Origin of the sequence: Exiguobacterium sp. 9-2 (genome assembly GCF_036287235.1) — a bacterium.
In the GTDB taxonomy this organism is placed as follows: Bacteria; Bacillota; Bacilli; order Exiguobacteriales; family Exiguobacteriaceae; genus Exiguobacterium_A.
In genome coordinates this window covers 2,837,501-2,855,411 of sequence record NZ_CP142850.1, presented here as the reverse complement: position 1 = coordinate 2,855,411, position 17,911 = coordinate 2,837,501, and the positions used below count along the sequence as shown (strand labels likewise).

Genomic DNA, 17,911 nt, shown 5'->3' with positions numbered 1-17,911 from the left:
GAATTTAAAAAGGGAATACAGAGTACAGAAGGGAGGGGGAGAATGGAAAACGTACATTTCGTTCGCGTCACGGATGCGGTCTGGGAGTCGTTCGGAAACGATCCCCACATCATCATGGACTGGATATTATTCATTCATGAGACACAACCCGACCATGAACAATTGTTTGCCCTCGAACAAACGAATGCCATCTACCATTTGATGAATCAAATCGATATCTATATTGATCAGGACACGCACTATAATCTAGGGCGAGCGATCATTGGTGAAGAGTTGATCGTCAATGAGGAAAAAGCGGCAATCGTCGGTATTCTTCCTTTACCGCTTTTGATCATTTCCGCTGAAGTGATGCGAAACTTCGATCAACGGGCACTCGCTTCGATTCATGATGAAGCTGGAATACCGGGCGAATTCGAATATGTCTGGGAGCAGTTCGCCGATCTGCGTGCCTATTTTCAAAAGGCAGAAGAAGCGGAAGATACGATTTTAATTTATTACGTATGACTAGTACCATCTATAAAAAAGAGACCTGCTTCCAAGTCGTCGACTGGAAACGGGTCTCTTGTCGTTCATCTAAATCAAGATGACTTCACATGGAAATCACTCTTTTTACAATAACTTTTAGATTAAAAATCGATTTCGTCTGGATCCGGTCCGAGGCGGACATCCGTTGCTAGACGATCAATTTTCTCAAGATCATCGGCATCGAGTTGGAAATCAAAGACGTCGAAGTTTTCTGCAATGCGTTCTGGTGTGACGGATTTTGGAAGAGCAACGATACCGTTGTCGAGGTGCCAGCGCAAGACGACTTGTGAAGGTGTCTTACCATGCTTCTCTGCGATTTCCTTGAAATCGTTGATTTCGAGGAATTTCCCTTGCATGAGTGGACTCCATGCTTCGACTTGGATGTTGTGATCTTGCAAGTATTCGTGCAGTTCGTGTTGCGGCAATTGTGGATGCAATTCGACTTGGTTGATCATTGGTGCCATCAAGCCCTCTTCTGCCAATGTATCGAGGTGATGTTCCTTGAAGTTCGAGACACCGATCGCTTTGATCTTGCCTGCTTCATAAAGTTCAACCATTGCTTTCCACGCTTCGATATAGCCTTCGACTGGCCAGTGGATCAGGTAGAGGTCAAGGTAGTCTGTTTCGAGACGTTCGAGCGATTCTGCGAATGCTTCCTTCGTCCGACCGGCACGAATATCATCGTTCCAGACTTTCGACGTTAAGAAGAGATCCTCACGTTTCACGCCGCTTTCTTTGATTCCTTTTGCGACACCGCGCTCGTTTTTATAGACAGCAGCTGTATCGATATGACGATAGCCGACACGTAGTGCTTCAGCAACAGCAGCGGGTGCTTCTGTTTCTTCGTCTACTTGCCAGACACCGAATCCGATTTGGGGAATCGTAATACCGTTTGAAAGTTTTGCGTATTGCATGTGTTACTCCTCCTCATAAAACGTAGTTTAGATTTGCTCGTTTAGTTTAGCACGAACGAACGAAACCGTCCGTTTCCATGCTCATGGAGGAATAGAATGGGTTAAAATAAAAGAGAATTCATCACATCTGACCGTATGTCAGAAAGAGGGGGAGAAAGGATGGCTCAAAAGAATAAAAAGCTATCAAAGGGAGCTTGGCTTAGTATTAGTGCCTTGTTGGTCACGCAAGCAGTTAGCCTATTTTTCAGTGCACGAAAATCAGGACGTAACCCGTGGGTATGGGGAGGCGCGGGACTCCTTCAGTTTCCACTTCCAGCAATCGCGTATTTGATTTTAGAACGACAAGCGAAGCAGAAAAAATAATGAAACAGGTCCGATCACCATGATCGGACCTGTCGTTGGTTAAGAAGAGATTTTTTCCTGTTGAGCAACTGATTTTTTCGGACGTGGGAAACCAAAGATGATGGCAATCGATCCACAGACGAAGAGCAGGAACGGATAGAACAGATACGGAATCAGTTCTGGTGAAGCTGTCTTCGTCAACTCTGCTGCGATCAGCAGTTGTGCCCCATACGGAATGATGCCTTGAATACCACAAGAGAAGATATCAAGAATACTCGCTGATTTCTTGCGGTCGATTTCATACGTATCAGCGATTTCAGCCGCGAGTGGTCCAGCGACGAGAATCGAGATCGTATTGTTCGCCGTTGCGAGGTTCGTCGCACTGACGAGTGCTGCCATACTGAATTCAGCACCGCGACGCTGTGAAATCTTGCGCGTCAACGTCTCTTTCAAGTAGGCGATTCCGCCATTGAACGTGATCAAACTGACGAGACCACCCATGAGGAGTGTCAAGATGGAAATCTCTGCCATGCCCATCATTCCTTCAGACATCGAAAGGACGAACCCACTTAAGCCAAAGCTACCGTCGATCATACCGATGATTCCAGTAAGCAATGTGCCACCGACGAGAACAAGAATGACATTGACACCAAATAGTGCAAGGACGATGACGGCGAGATACGGAATTAATTTGTAGAACTCGAATGCTTTAGCTGCTGCCGCATCGCCAGAACCAGAAACGAACGCGAGTAAGATGACCGTTAAGACGGCAGCCGGGAGAACGATCATGAAGTTCGTCCGGAATTTATCGCGCATGTTCGTTTTTTGTGTCCGAACGGCAGCGATTGTCGTATCCGAGATGAACGACAAGTTATCACCGAACATCGAACCACCAACGACTGACGCTGCTGCGATCGCAACGTTGATACCTGTTGCTTCATGAATACCGAAGGCAATCGGTGCGAGAGCGGCAATCGTTCCTGTCGAGGTACCCATTGCCATCGAGATGAATGCTGCGATAACAAATATCCCACTCATCAGGAGTGAAGGAGGTAAGAACGTCAAAGCAGCATTGACAGTTGCTTCAATTGCGCCGATCGCTTCCGCTGTTCCAGAGAACGCACCGGCTAATAAGAAAATGAAGACCATGATCATGATATCAGGATTTCCGGCACCGGTTGCGATACGTTCGACCGTTTGATTGATCGATCCTTTCGTCATGATTGCAGCAAAGATCAACGCGATCAAAGCGGCGATCAGAATCGGAAATTTGTAAAAATCGTCATAGAAGATACCGGCTCCGATGAAGAGGACCAGGAATACGACGAGCGGAAGCAGTGCCCATTTGTTAGGCGTAATCGTTTCTTTCATTGTTGATACCTCATTTCTCAAAGATACAAAAAAAGACCCCTTCGCAAGAAAGAAGGAGGTCTTTATGAAATAAAAAGACGCTCTTCTTATCTCTCAAGCTTTCGCTTGCTGGATTTGGCACAGTACGAATCAAATCGTCGCCGCTGCCGAAACATCATTGGGCCAGTCCCTCCGTTTCTCGCGATAAAAAGAAGTCATTCAATTGTTGTAAAACACGTTTCTTACCGTACCGCATTGAGTAACGCGTGTCAACTGTACTTTACTGAAGTGCCTGTTCTAACGTCTGGACGTTTTCTTCCATCAATTTGAAATACGAGCTATTTTGTTGCGATTTCGTCACCGACTCGAGGTTATGGATCGTCACGGATTTAGCTCCGATTTCTTTTTGGATGACACGCGCAACCTTTGGTGAAACCGTTTCTTCGAACGCGACGTATTTCAAATCATGCATCCGCGCTCTTTTTCAAAAAGCAGCCAGTTGCTTTTGTGACGGTTCATCGGAAGGGGAAATTCCGGCGATTGGAAGCTGCGTGAAACCATATCGTTCGGCGAGGTAACCGTAAGCTGCATGTGTGACGAGAAGTTCTTTTTTTGATCCGTCAGCGACGGCTTGCTTGAACTCTTTATCGAGTGCGTCAGCTTGCTGATCGAACGCTTTCAAGTTTTTTTCGAATGTTGCTTTGTCTTTTGGTACTTCTTTTGATAAGGCGACTGTGATAGAACGTGCCATTGCTTTGGCGTTGACAGGATCAAGCCAGACGTGTGGATCGTATTTTCCATGATCGTGTTCTTCCTCTTCGTGAGCATGTTCATCAGTTGCGTGATCATCGTGCCCTGCTTCTTCGTGCGCATGCTCATCTTCTGTATGTCCCTCTTCTTCATGTGCGTGAAGCGTAGCATCCGATTCCAGCAAAGTGACATCCTTACTCGTCTCGACGAACCGGACGTCCGTGCCTTTTAGACTCTCTTGGATTTTTTTTGAATAGGGTTCAAGTGTCGTACCCGTCAAAAGGAAAAGGTCACCTTTGGCAATCTCAGTGAGTTGCTTTGACGTCGGTTCATAGGAGTGCGGATCTGCTCCAGGTGGGACGATCATCTTGACGTTGACTTGATTACCACCGATTTCACGGGCAATGGCAGCTGTTGCGAACGTCGATGTATAGATTTCCGTCTTTTTATCATCTGAAGTCGATGAATCGGTGTTTGATCCACAAGCTGCGAGGATACTTGCGCTCGCGAATGCGACCGTTAAAGCAGGAATGATTTTTTTCATTATATGTTACCTCCGTTATTAAAACGTAATTATTCCGATTTGGACTTTTTCACTATAGCGGAACGTTTGAGAAGCGTCAAGTACGAATACCGAGACGTTCGACTTCTTTTAAAACGGGGTAAAAGGATAAAAAAGTGAAGGAATTGGTACGTCTTTTGGAGGTGATCAAGTGAAACGTGAAACTGCATGCATGGCTATGGGGGGGGAGCTGCATTACTAACGACGGCAGCTGCGGGAGCAAGTATCTGGAATAATTACGGTGCATTACTTCGGTGGACTGAACCCGCCTTGCCAATCACAGAAAAAAAACAACTCGCACCGCGGACACTCACTTACAAACAAGTGGGAGACCGTACCTTACAACTCGATCTCTATTATCCGCCGGGGGAAGGACCGTTTCCGGTCGCGATCTACGCGCACGGTGGCGCATTCGTTCGTGGAGAGCGCGAGGATATGTTCTGTTTTAGCCCGATCGTTGATCGCCTGCTTGAACTTGGGGTTGCTGTTTGTAGTATCGATTATCGTCTGTTTGAAGAAGGGAGTTATTTTCCGGATAATCTCGAAGATGTAAGGGATGCCTTATGCTTTTTGAACAAAGAAGCAGAAGATCTTCGCATTTTAAGAGGACGGATGATGGTATGGGGAGACTCAGCCGGAGCTGCACTCATGCTGACGACGGCACTTGCCCCATCTGCTTTCGTTGGTGAGCGCGATGAACGACACATGCCATTGATTAGTGGTGTCATTGCCTTATATCCACCGACGAATTTTTTATTGTTTACTTTCATTCAGACCTGGATCGCTCACATTAAGTTTTATAAAGGTGGACGGGAAGAATGGCGCAAGCTCATGACCCACGTTTCACCTGTGACGCATCTCTCGTCAGACGCCCCACCGATCATGCTCCTACATGGCAAAAAAGATCCAATCGTTCCGTTTTCCCAAGCTCTTCACTTCGTTGAAAAAGGAGCCGATGTCGGAGCTGATGTCCGTTTGTTTTCTTTTCCGAACGGTACCCACTCACTTGCTAGTTTTGCACAGACAGAAAATCCATTGAAAATTGAACGACTGCTCGAACGAATTGAACGCTTCACTTGTCAGGTGTTGTTATTGCCACCGCGACAACTTCCCGATGAAAAACATGATACAATCAGTCATATTTCTTGAATGAAGGAGACAGAGGCATGACTGACTGAAATTTGTTTAGTGCGACATGGTCAGACGGATTGGAACTTAAATGAACGAATCCAAGGAAGAGAAGATATCCCGTTGAATGCAACAGGAAAAAGACAAGCGGAACTCAGCGCCGCTTATCTAGCCAATGAAAAGTGGGATGTCTTGCTAGCAAGCCCGTTGTCTCGCGCTGTTGAGACAGCAGAAATCATCGGACGTGCGGTCAGATTGACGATCACAGCGACCGATGACCGACTCGTCGAACGTGAATTTGGTGCTGCTTCCGGTGAACCGGTTGCGTCGATTTATGAAGCTGTTCAAGCGAACGATACGAAACGTGTTCCGGGTCTTGAAACGGAACAAGCGATTCAGGATCGCGTATTCGAAGCATTACAGGAAGTGACACGAACGTATGAGGGGAAACGAATCTTAATCGTCTGTCACTCGCATACGATCAAAGCAGCCTTATCGTCGATTGATGAGACATTCAGTTACCGGACACCTTTGAAAAATGCATGTGCGAATTATATCCAATATACGGACCACTATACGATTGATCGAATCAATGTAGCGGATCACATCACGGACGAAGTCGAAAAACCTTAAGAAATCGGTGTTTCTGGATGTTCTGCTAGATACTGTTTAAATGTTTCTTTAGCGATACTCGTGATATGTGCACCGCGTTTTGAACGACGATCCTTGTATTCTTGGACGAGTTCCTCACCAGCGAATCCATCCTCGACGACTTCACGTAAGATCGATTCGGATAAATCATTCTTCATCATGACCATCTTACCAGTGAAGACATAGGAGACGTGTTCGCTTAAGGCAGTCCGTTCAAGAGGCGTGACGATCATCGCGGCAGGGTCATTATCGGGTCGTGAGATCGTGATTTCAATCAAAGCACGTAAATGTTTTGTGAACAATTCATCGACGATCGGCTGATCGCTCGAAGGAACGACGATTTCTGCGACCCATTGTGCCGTTTGTTCGGTACTGACCGTTAGTCCGTCTTGAATGGCGACGGGAATCGTCGTATCACGTCCTGACTCGTCCATTAAAATGCGCAATGTGCATAATTTAAAGGTTTTCATGAAAAAATGCCCTCCCTTGATCGCTTACGATTTTTCTACAGTATACAGTGAGGAATGGGGGACGGGAAACTTTTCCTGACGAAATTCGTGTGAACTATGTTTAAATAAGACTAGATATTACTAACAGGAGGATCGTTCATTATGCCGCAAGTACTCATTGGAATATTAGGAATCCTGGGTATTGTCTTACTTGCCCACCATATCATCATGTATTGGCATGCTGAACCGACAGACCGCCCGACGCTTGCATATCGCATTGCGCTCCTGATTGCCTGTTTGCTACTCATTAGTGGAAGTGATCATTTAATCAGTATTTTTTACGCGGATTCCTTAGCAGAATTCGGTCAACGCATAACGTATATCGTCTTTATCGGAGGTGCGCTTGGTTTCGCGTGGTACTTTCGTAAGAAGATGGAACAAGCGCCAACAGAAAGAAATGACACCTGTCGGAAACGAAGCAGGATTAACATGAGAAAAGCGCCGTTCATCCTGAGGGAGGAAGAACGGCGCTTGTTTGTGCGTCTTATTTTAAACCACTCGCGAGTCGTGTCTCCCGAATCATGTCGAGTTTGAGTTTCCAGAGACGGTCACTGAATGTGACGGCATAAATCTCTGGCAAACGGAGACGTTTGTACTCCTCCCAAAGACGACCAATCTGCGTTTCATGGAAGTGACGGATCTCTTCGATCGTTGGAACTGTATAGATTAACTCTCCATCTTTGAAGATCGGTTCAAGCAAGCGTTCGACCTTGAACTGCTCTACACGGTTACGGAACGATGGGTCCCGGACGTCGATGAGATCGACGGCTTCAAGTGTCGATGGATCCTCATCCATCAACGTCACGTAATCCCCTTTAAACTTATCCGTCACCGGATCGATGATGCGATAGACTTCCTTGATGTGTGGTGTCGTCGTCTTGGCTTTTGACGAGGACACTTTGATGACAGGCGTGAGTTCGCCGTCTACTTCACGTGCGACCAGTTTATAGACCATTCCGAGAGCGGGTTGCTCGTAAGCTGTAATACCACGTGTTCCGACGAGGAACGTATTCGCTTGGGCGCCTTGGATGCGCAAATCTTGGATGACGTACTCATCGATCGAGATCCCCTGACAAGACGATGTCGACTTCTGGGAAGCCGGCTTCGTCAAGCATGTTACGAGCACGTTTTGACAAATAAGATAAGTCACCAGAATCGATCCGGATTCCGCGCAGTTTATGTCCTTTGGCTTGGAGTTCCTTTGCGACCGTGATGGCATTCGGCAGACCACTCTTGAGTGTGTCATACGTATCGACGAGTAACGTCGATTGATCCGGATAGTGAGAAGCAAATGTCCGGAATGCTGTTAGTTCATCATCATGGAATTGAATGTCGGCATGTTCCATCGTTCCGCCACATGGGATTCCGAAATCGCGTCCTGCTGAAGCAAGACTTGTGACGTCAAAACCAGCGAGGTACGAAGCACGCGTTCCGAAGTAAGCAGCATCGATGCCTTGCGCACGTCGGGCACCGGCTTCAAGAAACTTCGCACGGGGTGCCGATTGACGAATGCGTGCGTACTTCGTCGCGATGAGTGATTCATGGTTCGCGATGTTCAAAATCGCGGTCTGTAAGAGTTTCGCTTCAAAAATTCGTGCCTCGATCCGAATCAATGGTTCGTTCGGGAAGACGATCTCACCTTCTTTGACACTGGAAATCGAACCGTTGAACTTGAATTGACGCAGTTCATCCTTGAATTCATCTGGGAAGCCGATCATCTCTTGCAAGTACGTGATGTCTTCTTCCGTGAAACGGAGTGTTTGAATGTACTCGATGATGTTCTCAAGACCCGCAAAGACGACATACCCTCCTGCAAACGGATTCGAACGGTAGTAGACATCGAAGACGGCACGTTCATTGTGACGTCCTTCTTTCCAGTAGATATACATCCACCGTGGTAAGTATAGATCGGTATGGAGTGCAAGATTACGTTGTAACATAACGGACAAATCCCTTCTTATTCGCCGACGACTTCTGCGCCGATCGATTGTTTAAAGTGTGTAAGCGCCCAGTCGTGACCCGTCGCGTTAAAGCTTGCGACCGCATCGGCATGGACGACGATATGATATCCGAGATTGTAGGCATCAACAGCTGTATGAAGGACACAGATGTCCGTACAGACGCCAACGAGGTGGACTTCGCGGATACCACGTTCACGCAAGCGTAAATCAAGGTCCGTCCCGGCGAACGCACTGTAACGCGTCTTATCAATGATGTGATCAGCGACACGTGCCATGGCTGCGACTTTCCCAAACAAATCACGTCCATGTGTTCCGCGAATATTATGCGGCGGGAAAAGGACAGTTTCCGGATGGAACGTATCACCTTCCTCATGAATATCGTTGGCAATGACGACGTAGTCCTCTGTTGAAAATTCCTCCATCAATGTAGCGATCCGGTCTTCAATCGCCTGTCCTGGTTTTCCACAAGTCAGCTTCCCTTCGTCAGCAACGAAGTCGATCGTGTAATCAATGACAATCAGAGCGCGCATGTGCGTGAGCCCCTTTCGGTTTTGAATTAGTGTTCTCTTTCACATTGTACTCTATCTCACATAGAAGGCGAAAGGAAGAAATCGGATACAAACAGGTATAGAGAAGTAATAGAATGGGGTATAAAGTATAGGACGAAAATGATAGTAGAGGAGGAGAAAGGGATGGCTAGGTTGAATGAGTATGAAGTGGAAGAGCGTCTTGAACGATTGCAGGATTGGAGTATCGTCGATGATGAAATCGTCCGAACGTATACACTTCCATCGTTTCCTGCTGCACTGGATTTCGTACAGGAAGTCGGGAGTATCGCCGAAAACTTGAATCATCATCCACGGATCGTGATTGACTATAAAAACGTCACACTTGCGGCGACGACTCATGATGAAAATGGATTTGACGAAAAAAAGACTTTCAACTTGCGGAGGCCTGTGATGCCATCTAAACTTTCGATCACATTCGGTAGCGGTTCGTTTGTTGAACAAATTCGTTCTCGGGACGCTCACATTCGTGTTGCTAGCGGAAGCGGTGACGCTATCCTCTGGATAGAGACGGACTCGAAATCACCTTTTCAAAGTGGCAATACCTACACGTTGCTCGAATCACGTGGAAATTTTTCGGATGAAGGCAGTCTCTTCTACTGGTCGATTCCGGCAGATCAAAATAGCGGAGATTTATTCGTACATCAAGTGATGTCGAATCCAAAAGTCATTGGAGCAGAATATGGTGGCTTCCAGGCTTTTCGGATTGGACGTGTCGAGAAGGGGACGGATCTCGTCTTATTGATTCAGTTCCATGAGACAAGCGACGGGGCTCGTTATGCAAAATCAGTTGAACGTCTCACGGTAGACCAGTATGCTGAAGAGGCAGGGAAGTCGTTCGCGCCTTCTCCCGTCATGAAAACGGTATAAAATCGTACCACCAACACAAATGAGTGAGATGCAGGGGGACTAACAGATGAAGAAGAACTATTTTGTCGTAGCAACACTTGGTGGCGCACTTGTCGGCGCTACTTTATCACTACTGCATAAAGATACGCGTCAAGCGCAGTTCACGGCAGTGAAACGAACATTCAGTGGCGCAGGAACACAATTGTCTGCTGTCAAACAAGATCCGAAAGGACGCTTTGAGGAATTAAAAGCACTTTATACGGATAATCAGGAGACGATCCATAACTTGATTGATGATGTGAAGGACTTGGCAGAAGTTCTACGCAAATAATCAAAAAAAGGACTTACGCATGTAGCGTAGTCCTTTTTTTGTATGCTGGTTTATAGGTAACGGAAGAATAATCCGAGTACAGCAAAGGCGATGATGACATAGAAGAAGATACGACCCAACTGCCCAGAACCGCTTACGAAGACAGGACCACCACTTGTCCGACGACCCGTTTGGAACGGACGTGTGAATGGCACGGCACGGCGCGGTTGCCGAAGACGAATCCGAAAAGGAATCCGAGGACGAAACCGTACAAGTGACCGAAGACAGCGACGTTCGATCCAAGTAACGTAAAGACTGCCGTGACTGCAGTGAAGATATACACAAGCCGTGTATCGTCTGCCATGATGACCGTCCGTTTGAAGCGACTCAAGTAGACATAAAAAACCAAGCAGACCAAGAATGGCGCCAGATGCTCCAGCTTGTCCATAGAATGGTTCATTGATTTTCGTGAAGTACGTCAAAACGTTCGCGAGCGTACCGACGAGCAAATAAAAGGCAGCAAATCGACCATGACCAATCATCCGCTCGAGTGGTGGAGCAAAGATGACAAGGGCAAACGTATTGAACGCAATGTGCCAAAAATCATAATGCAAAAAGGACTTACGCATGTAGCGTAGTCCTTTTTTTTGTATGCTGGTTTATAGGTAACGGAAGAATAATCCGAGTACAGCAAAGGCGATGATGACATAGAAGAAGATACGACCCAACTGCCCAGAACCGCTTACGAAGACAGGACCACCACTTGTCCGACGACCCGTTTGGAACGGACGTGTGAATGGCACGGCGCGGTTGCCGAAGACGAATCCGAAAAGGAATCCGAGGACGAAACCGTACAAGTGACCGAAGACAGCGACGTTCGATCCAAGTAACGTAAAGACTGCCGTGACTGCAGTGAAGATATACACAAGCCGTGTATCGTCTGCCATGATGACCGTCCGTTTGAAGCGACTCAAGTAGACATAAAAACCAAGCAGACCAAGAATGGCGCCAGATGCTCCAGCTTGTCCATAGAATGGTTCATTGATTTTCGTGAAGTACGTCAAAACGTTCGCGAGCGTACCGACGAGCAAATAAAAGGCAGCAAATCGACCAGAACGTTGCCGTGACGACACGCCACCATTCACCTTGCCCGATTAAGAGATTAATTGCTGCGCCTGCACTTAAGGGAGAGAACGTCAGATTAAGGAGTCCACCTAACTGTTCGATGACAAACAGGGCGACTTGGATTAAAATGAACAACGAAACGACCGGATAAGAACGTGTGAACGTTTGTAGATTTTCCGTTCGACTAAACATGACAACACCTCGCTTCATCTTCATTCTATATGAAGATGGCGAAGAATAGAACTGTGGAGGCGTCTCGGATGATTTATGGAATTGGGATCGATTTAGTCGAACTAAATCGAATCGAGCAAACGCTCGAGCGACAGCCACGTTTTGCAGGAAGAATTTTGACGCAGGCAGAACAGGAACGATTTCAATCGCTTTCAGGACACCGGCAAATTGAGTACCTGGCAGGTCGCTTCGCCGCAAAGGAAGCGTTCGTTAAAGCATTTGGAACCGGTGTCGGAAAAGAGGTTTCCTGGCAGGACGTCGAAGTTTTAAACGATGAGACCGGACGACCGATCATGAGCGGACCATTCGATGGCGTCATCCATGTCTCGATTACACATTCAGAGCACTACGCGTCTGCGCAAGTCTTATTAGAGAAGAGGGATTAGGATGTATCGACCAACTTGGATTGAAATCGATCGGGAAGCGATCGCACACAATATACGCGAAATTAAAACACGAATGGGCGAGCAACAGGTGATGGCAGTCGTCAAGGCAGACGGCTATGGTCACGGTGCAGTGACAGTCGCTGAGATTGCCCTTGAAAATGGAGCTGACTTACTCGCTGTTGCGCTCCTTGAAGAAGCGATTGAGTTGCGAGAAGCGGGTATCCGAGCGCCAATTTTGATGCTTGAAGCTTTACTGCCGGAGCATGCGCCAGTCGCTTCGAATTACGATGTCGCCGTTCCTGTCTTTTCAGCCGATTGGCTCCAAGAAGCGAAACGGCATCTGACGGAAATCGATCATCTCCGTTTGCATATCAAGGTCGATACCGGGATGGGGCGACTCGGACTGCAGCATGTCGATGAGTTGAAGCATATTTTGGTTGAGTGTAATGATCTTGTCGAACTCGAAGGCATCTATACGCATTTCGCAACCGCTGACGAGCTGAACAGTCGATTGTTCGAACGTCAGCTCGAGACATTTTTATCCTATGTCGCGCTAGTACCGGACATTCGTTACGTACATTGTGCTAATTCAGCGGCAGCGATTCGCTTAGCGGGACAAGCGCCGTTTAACGTCGTTCGGGTCGGTATCGCGTTATATGGGGCGATGCCGTCGGATGAGATGGCAGGACATTATGAATTTTTAAAACCAGCGTTTTCACTGAAGAGTCGTCTGATGCAGGTCAAACAAGTCGAACCGGGTCAGACGATCAGTTACGGAGCGACTTATACGGCACCGACAGATGAATGGATCGGTACCGTTCCGATTGGTTATGCAGATGGCTGGTCACGCAAGTTTCAGGGCTATTCACTGATTGTAGACGGTCTACCGTGCGAAATCGTCGGTCGTGTCTGTATGGATCGCTTGATGATTCGTTTACCGCGAGAATATCCGATTGGAACGGAAGTCATCTTGATTGGAGAAGGGGCACCAATCGAGGAAGCGGCCCATTGGCTCGGGACGATCAACTATGAAGTTCTCTGTCAATTCTCGAAACGTGTTCCGCGTCAGTGATTCGAATAAGACATCAATAAGATGGCAAAAATATGTTATTTGTTTGAATTTTGATTGTATTTTCTGAATTCGACTGATATATTGAAGTAGAAAGTGAGTCGTTCGTTAAGGTTTCAGTGAATCTGGAGGTGCCATTATCTTGGTCCAACAACGGGAAATGCAGTTTGTTGAGCGAAATGTAGCGAAGGAGACGATTGGGATGAAGTCGAATCATACGACCGAAGAACGCAAGCGTCAGCTACGTGAGGAATTGAAGCGTGGTTACGAAGAAATGGCAGCAATCAATTTATCGATCGTAGGCGAAATGTTCCAGATTGAAACGGAGGCGGAGTTCTCACTCCTACGTCAAGTAAGCGGGGTGTAAGCTTTGATAGTCAAACGTGGCGACGTGTTTTATGCAAATTTGTCACCTGTGGTCGGATCGGAACAAGGGGGAGTTCGTCCCGTGCTTGTTCTACAAAATGATATTGGTAACCGATTCAGCCCGACAGTCATCGTGGCTGCGATCACGGCACAGATCGACAAAGCCAAACTACCGACCCATGTGGAAGTATATCGAGAGCGACACGGATTAGAACGTGATTCGGTCATCTTACTTGAGCAAATCCGTACAATTGATAAACGCCGTCTAACGGATAAAGTCACACATCTAGATCCGGACACGATGATGAAAGTAAATAGTGCCGTCGCAATCAGCTTAGGCTTGGTTGATTTTTAGGCACTTACATAGAAGCGCAACACAAGAAGAGTCGATACTAGCGTATACGACTTTTTTTGACCTCTTTTTTTAAAAATGGGTTTCAAAGTTTTCTCTTACGGGGAAACATACCCAAGTGACCTTTTTATAAAGGGAAGAGGTAGGATGAATAGCAAGACCACATAGACAGATTTTCCTTGAGGAGGAACTTGAAGATGGATTTAACAATTAAAACAGAGCAGCTAGACGGTCAGACGCATCTTTATATCGCAGGTGAGATTGATACGTATACGGCACCAAAGCTTCGCCAAGAATTAGTCCCGGCAGTCGAAACGAATGATGTCATCGTGCACTTGGATGAAGTTCATTATATGGATTCAACCGGTCTCGGTGTTTTTGTCGGTGCGCTCAAAGCAGCGAAAAAGAACGGTACGTCGTTCACGCTCGTTGGCGTCTCTGAACGTATCCGTCGTCTATTCGAGATCACAGGTCTTTCAAGCATCATTACAATTGATAGTGGTGTACGAGGTGGAACGCAATGAAGAACGAACAACTGAACATGACATTACCGGCCAAACCGGAATATGTAGCCATCGCTCGTTTGACGGTTTCAGGCGTCGCGAACCGAATGGGGTATACGTACGATGACATCGAAGATATCAAAATCGCTGTCTCAGAAGCATGTGCGAACGCTGTTCAACATGCGTACGAAGGAAAAGAAGATGGCAGCATCGCCTTGACTTGCAACGTCTATCCAGATGATCGTCTTGAGATCATCGTTAAAGATAACGGCATTACGTTCGATAAAGATGAGGTCAAACGCCAAAGTGAGCCGATTACGGACGCACACGATCTCGATTCCTTGCATGAAGGAGGACTTGGTATCTTGATGATCGAAGCATTGATGGATCAAGTAACGATCGAGAAAGCGAACGGCGTCACTGTCCATATGACAAAATATATGAATAGAGATGAGGTGGGTCAAAGTGCCAGCAAAGTCTCAACAACGCCATCACAGTGATGATGAAGTACTTCGACTGATTGATTTGTATCAGCAGGACGACCAAGATGAGGAAGTGCATGCGGCATTACTCGAGCGTTATTCAGACTTGGTAGAAGCTTTGGCCCGAAAGTTTTCGCGTGGTCGACCGATTCATGACGATCTCGTTCAGGTCGGTATGATTGGGTTACTCGCGGCGCTTCGTCGATTCGATAAGGAGTTTGGTCGCAGTTTTGAATCGTTTGCTGTTCCGACGATCATCGGAGAAATCAAACGTTTCATCCGCGATAAGACATGGAGCGTCCACGTTCCACGTCGCATTAAGGAACTCGGTCCGAAAATTAAGAAGGCAGTCGAGGAATTGACGACGGAGCTACAACGCTCTCCGCGCATCGATGAGATTGCTGCTCGCCTTGAAGTATCAGAAGAGGAAGTCCTTGAAACACTCGAGATGGGTAAGAGTTATCAAGCTCTCTCCGTCGATAGCTCGATTGAGGCAGATCAGGAAGGTAGTACCGTTACCTTGCTCGACCTCGTTGGTAATCAAGAGAATGGCTATGACTCTGTCGATCAGCGTCTGATTCTTGAAAAGGCATTTGCTGTCTTGACGGACCGCGAGCGTTCTATCCTCGAATGTGCCTATTATCGCAATATGAGTCAAAAAGAAACGGGAGAACTACTCGGCATTTCACAAATGCATGTGTCCCGTCTCCAACGACGTGCTTTGCAGAAGTTACGTGAAGCGATTAAAGTTGAACCAAATGAAGTATTCTCAAAAGACTGACCTCGTGTCAGTCTTTTTTCTTTTCCATGCATTCTTCGGTATAATGAATGAGAGGTGAAGCAGATGGAAAAGAGAATCGCAAGTGAATTGAATGTACGTCCTGCTCAAGTGAAGGCAGTCTTACAATTGACGGAAGAAGGCGGTACGATTCCGTTCATCGCCCGCTACCGGAAAGAACAGACAGGAGAACTCGATGAGGTCGCGATTAAAGCGATCCTCGATCGACATAAACAATTAACACAACTTGAAAGTAGACGAAGTGACGTCCTTGAAAAAATCGAGGAACAAGGTGTACTAACGCCGGAACTCCGTCGAACGCTTGAAGAAGCGACGACCTTACAACAAGTCGAAGATATTTACTTACCGTTTCGACCAAAACGTCGGACGAAGGCGGAAATCGCACGGGAAGCAGGGCTTGCGCCACTTGCTGACTGGTTACGCGACAAGTCTGCCTATGATGAAGCGACATTTCAGCGTTTGAGCGGTACACTCGATTCGGAAGAAGCACTTGCCGGAGCTCAATCAATCATCGCTGAGGAGTGGGGCGAACAAGCGACGGTGCGTGAGTTCATACGCAAGCAAATACGTCGTTCAGCAGAAATCGTCACGAAACAGAAAAAGGACGCAGTCGATGAAAAAGGTGTCTTTGCACAGTACTATGCTTACAACGAACGGATTCAACAGATTGTTCCGCACCGGATTCTTGCGATCAACCGTGCTGAGTCGTTGAAAATCGTCTCGGTGAAGGTCGTATTAGAGGAACAGCAGGTTTTACCAACGTTACTTCGTTCATATGCACAACTGGCGCCAAAGAAACGTGACATCGTCGAAGCGGCAATCACAACGGGGTATAAAAAATCCGTTTTTCCTGCTATCGAACGAGAAATTCGGAACGAACTGACTGAGAAAGCAGAACTTCAGGCGATTGACGTCTTCGGTAAGAACCTCCGTCAACTCTACATGCAGCCACCGATGAAAGGGAAAGTCATGCTTGGTCTTGATCCGGCTTATCGGACGGGGTGTAAGTGGGCGGTCATTGATCCGACGGGTGAGATGAAGGAAGTCGGTGTCATCTACGTGACGATGTCAGAGCAAAAAGCGAAAGAAGCGCGCCAAACCCTTTCAAAAGCTCGTCGACACGTATGGTATTGAATTGATTGCGATTGGCAATGGGACGGCTTCGCGGGAAACAGAAGCATTCGTTGCGGATTGGATGAAGGGGCAGAAAGATATTGCCTTTACGATCGTCGACGAGGCAGGGGCAAGTATTTATTCCGCTTCAGAGATTGCCCGAACGGAGTTTCCGGAGCTTCAAGTCGAACAACGATCCGCAATTTCGATCGCACGTCGCTTGCAGGATCCACTGGCAGAACTCGTCAAAGTCGATCCGCAATCTGTTGGTGTCGGTCAATATCAACATGATGTCTCGCAAACGAAATTGAAGGAGACGCTTGATTTTGTCGTCGAAACGGTCGTCAACCAGGTCGGAGTTGATGTCAATACAGCGTCAGAACCGCTTTTGAGTTACGTCGCAGGAATCACGAAAGCGACGGCGAAAAAAAAAAATCGTCGAACGTCGCTCAGAACTTGGAACGTTCAAGACGCGTCAGGAATTATTGAAAGTCCCTCGTCTTGGGGCAAAAGCTTATGAACAGGCAGCTGGATTCCTCCGGATCTTAGATGGAACGCATCCGCTCGACCGGACGCCAATCCATCCGGAGCAGTACAAAACAGTCGAAAGGTTATTCAAGACACTAGGTTTAACGCTCGATCAAGTCGGAACGGATGCACTCCGGGAACAATTGTCCACATTGGCATTACCGGAGATGGCACAGACGCTCGAGATCGGAGAGCCAACGTTACGTGACATCATCGAGGCGTTACAACGTCCGGGACGTGACCCGCGAGAAGCACTCGATAAACCGTTACTTCGCCAAGATGTTCTATCGATGGATATGATTCAAGTCGGGATGGAATTCCAAGGGACGATCCGTAATGTTCTTGATTTTGGTGCGTTCGTTGATATCGGGGTGAAAGAGAATGGATTGATCCATATTTCGAAGCTCAGTCGTAAGCGTGTCAAACATCCACTTGATGTTGTCGCTGTCGGGGATATCGTGACGGTATGGGTGACGAATGTTGAACCGGAGCGAGGACGCATTGGTTTGACGCTGGTTCCGCCGAAATGACGAATGAACA

The 17,911-nt window shown here is 47.2% G+C and carries 20 protein-coding genes, 4 pseudogenes and 1 riboswitch (1 of these 25 only partly in view); of the genes and pseudogenes, 15 read left to right on the top strand and 9 right to left on the bottom strand.

Annotated elements, in window-relative coordinates; translation table 11 throughout:
• Positions 1–42: 42 nt before the first annotated feature.
• Positions 43–504, top strand: a complete 462-nt coding sequence (locus tag VJ374_RS14955; protein ID WP_214856632.1) for a YfbM family protein — start codon at positions 43–45, stop codon at positions 502–504.
• Positions 505–626: 122 nt separating this feature from the next.
• Here the strand turns inward: VJ374_RS14955 and VJ374_RS14950 are convergent, their stop codons facing one another.
• On the bottom strand, positions 627–1,439 hold the full coding sequence (locus VJ374_RS14950) for an aldo/keto reductase (protein ID WP_050678472.1): 813 nt from the start codon (positions 1,437–1,439) through the stop codon (positions 627–629).
• A 159-nt stretch (positions 1,440–1,598) separates the two neighbouring features.
• On the opposite strand from VJ374_RS14950, the gene VJ374_RS14945 reads away from it, so the two are divergent.
• A complete protein-coding gene (locus VJ374_RS14945) occupies positions 1,599–1,802 on the top strand; it encodes a hypothetical protein (protein ID WP_035412176.1) in 204 nt (67 codons plus the stop codon).
• 39 nt (positions 1,803–1,841) lie between these two features.
• Here the strand turns inward: VJ374_RS14945 and VJ374_RS14940 are convergent, their stop codons facing one another.
• On the bottom strand, positions 1,842–3,152 hold the full coding sequence (locus VJ374_RS14940; RefSeq protein ID WP_290753404.1) for a Na+/H+ antiporter NhaC family protein: 1,311 nt from the start codon (positions 3,150–3,152) through the stop codon (positions 1,842–1,844).
• 83 nt (positions 3,153–3,235) lie between these two features.
• Positions 3,236–3,342, bottom strand: a riboswitch (SAM riboswitch).
• Positions 3,343–3,411: 69 nt separating this feature from the next.
• Positions 3,412–4,425, bottom strand: a pseudogene (locus VJ374_RS14935) (metal ABC transporter solute-binding protein, Zn/Mn family).
• Positions 4,426–4,611: 186 nt separating this feature from the next.
• On the opposite strand from VJ374_RS14935, the gene VJ374_RS14930 reads away from it, so the two are divergent.
• Both VJ374_RS14930 and VJ374_RS14925 read left to right on the top strand, forming a co-directional pair.
• Entirely contained in the window at positions 4,612–5,592 is a 981-nt protein-coding gene (locus VJ374_RS14930; RefSeq protein ID WP_329469433.1) for an alpha/beta hydrolase, read from the top strand.
• A 21-nt stretch (positions 5,593–5,613) separates the two neighbouring features.
• A complete protein-coding gene (locus VJ374_RS14925; RefSeq protein WP_329471070.1) occupies positions 5,614–6,204 on the top strand; it encodes a histidine phosphatase family protein in 591 nt (196 codons plus the stop codon).
• Here VJ374_RS14925 and VJ374_RS14920 read toward each other — a convergent pair.
• The 3 genes and pseudogenes from VJ374_RS14920 to VJ374_RS14910 form a co-directional block, all read right to left on the bottom strand.
• Entirely contained in the window at positions 6,201–6,692 is a 492-nt protein-coding gene (locus VJ374_RS14920; RefSeq protein WP_035412187.1) for a YwpF family protein, read from the bottom strand. The genes VJ374_RS14925 and VJ374_RS14920 overlap by 4 nt on opposite strands.
• A 523-nt stretch (positions 6,693–7,215) precedes the next feature.
• Positions 7,216–8,671: pseudogene (locus VJ374_RS14915) on the bottom strand (nicotinate phosphoribosyltransferase).
• 17 nt (positions 8,672–8,688) lie between these two features.
• The gene (locus tag VJ374_RS14910; protein WP_035412192.1) at positions 8,689–9,222 is read right to left on the bottom strand and encodes a cysteine hydrolase family protein; all 534 of its coding nucleotides are present in this window, start codon (positions 9,220–9,222) and stop codon (positions 8,689–8,691) included.
• 162 nt (positions 9,223–9,384) lie between these two features.
• On the opposite strand from VJ374_RS14910, the gene VJ374_RS14905 reads away from it, so the two are divergent.
• Both VJ374_RS14905 and VJ374_RS14900 read left to right on the top strand, forming a co-directional pair.
• The gene (locus VJ374_RS14905) at positions 9,385–10,128 is read left to right on the top strand and encodes a 4a-hydroxytetrahydrobiopterin dehydratase (protein ID WP_329469429.1); all 744 of its coding nucleotides are present in this window, start codon (positions 9,385–9,387) and stop codon (positions 10,126–10,128) included.
• 46 nt (positions 10,129–10,174) lie between these two features.
• On the top strand, positions 10,175–10,438 hold the full coding sequence (locus VJ374_RS14900; RefSeq protein ID WP_035412200.1) for a hypothetical protein: 264 nt from the start codon (positions 10,175–10,177) through the stop codon (positions 10,436–10,438).
• Between the two features lie 50 nt (positions 10,439–10,488).
• On the opposite strand, the gene VJ374_RS16010 is transcribed toward VJ374_RS14900, so the two are convergent.
• The 3 genes from VJ374_RS16010 to VJ374_RS14880 are packed head-to-tail and all read right to left on the bottom strand — an operon-like array spanning position 10,489 to position 11,734.
• Entirely contained in the window at positions 10,489–11,046 is a 558-nt protein-coding gene (locus VJ374_RS16010) for a rhomboid family intramembrane serine protease (RefSeq protein WP_442899595.1), read from the bottom strand.
• 30 nt (positions 11,047–11,076) lie between these two features.
• Positions 11,077–11,550 carry a rhomboid family intramembrane serine protease gene (locus VJ374_RS14885; protein WP_329469428.1) on the bottom strand — a complete coding sequence of 158 codons (474 nt, stop codon included), beginning with the start codon at positions 11,548–11,550 and terminating at the stop codon, positions 11,077–11,079.
• Positions 11,456–11,734 (bottom strand): hypothetical protein, encoded by a 279-nt coding sequence (locus VJ374_RS14880; protein WP_329469427.1) that lies wholly within the window; start codon positions 11,732–11,734, stop codon positions 11,456–11,458. Before VJ374_RS14880 ends, VJ374_RS14885 begins: the two co-directional genes overlap by 95 nt.
• 68 nt (positions 11,735–11,802) lie before the next feature.
• Between VJ374_RS14880 and acpS the strand changes: the two genes are divergently transcribed.
• The 9 genes and pseudogenes from acpS to VJ374_RS14835 form a co-directional block, all read left to right on the top strand.
• On the top strand, positions 11,803–12,159 hold the full coding sequence (gene acpS / locus VJ374_RS14875; protein WP_035412205.1) for a holo-ACP synthase: 357 nt from the start codon (positions 11,803–11,805) through the stop codon (positions 12,157–12,159).
• A gap of 1 nt (position 12,160) precedes the next feature.
• On the top strand, positions 12,161–13,231 hold the full coding sequence (gene alr, locus VJ374_RS14870) for an alanine racemase (protein WP_329469426.1): 1,071 nt from the start codon (positions 12,161–12,163) through the stop codon (positions 13,229–13,231).
• A 139-nt stretch (positions 13,232–13,370) separates the two neighbouring features.
• Positions 13,371–13,595 carry a hypothetical protein gene (locus VJ374_RS14865; RefSeq protein ID WP_023469624.1) on the top strand — a complete coding sequence of 75 codons (225 nt, stop codon included), beginning with the start codon at positions 13,371–13,373 and terminating at the stop codon, positions 13,593–13,595.
• Positions 13,596–13,598: 3 nt separating this feature from the next.
• Positions 13,599–13,949 carry a type II toxin-antitoxin system PemK/MazF family toxin gene (locus VJ374_RS14860; protein ID WP_023469623.1) on the top strand — a complete coding sequence of 117 codons (351 nt, stop codon included), beginning with the start codon at positions 13,599–13,601 and terminating at the stop codon, positions 13,947–13,949.
• A gap of 194 nt (positions 13,950–14,143) precedes the next feature.
• The gene (locus tag VJ374_RS14855; protein ID WP_029342841.1) at positions 14,144–14,470 is read left to right on the top strand and encodes an STAS domain-containing protein; all 327 of its coding nucleotides are present in this window, start codon (positions 14,144–14,146) and stop codon (positions 14,468–14,470) included.
• On the top strand, positions 14,467–14,949 hold the full coding sequence (rsbW, locus tag VJ374_RS14850; RefSeq protein ID WP_035412210.1) for an anti-sigma B factor RsbW: 483 nt from the start codon (positions 14,467–14,469) through the stop codon (positions 14,947–14,949). Before VJ374_RS14855 ends, rsbW begins: the two co-directional genes overlap by 4 nt.
• Complete coding sequence (gene sigB, locus VJ374_RS14845; protein WP_023469620.1) at positions 14,915–15,712, top strand: RNA polymerase sigma factor SigB; 798 nt, start codon at positions 14,915–14,917, stop codon at positions 15,710–15,712. The genes rsbW and sigB overlap by 35 nt, the downstream gene beginning before the upstream one ends.
• 63 nt (positions 15,713–15,775) lie before the next feature.
• A pseudogene (locus VJ374_RS14840) lies at positions 15,776–17,901 on the top strand (Tex family protein).
• Positions 17,898–17,911 (top strand): annotated as a pseudogene (locus tag VJ374_RS14835) (SprT family protein) (it continues 425 nt past the right edge of the window). The pseudogenes VJ374_RS14840 and VJ374_RS14835 overlap by 4 nt, the downstream one beginning before the upstream one ends.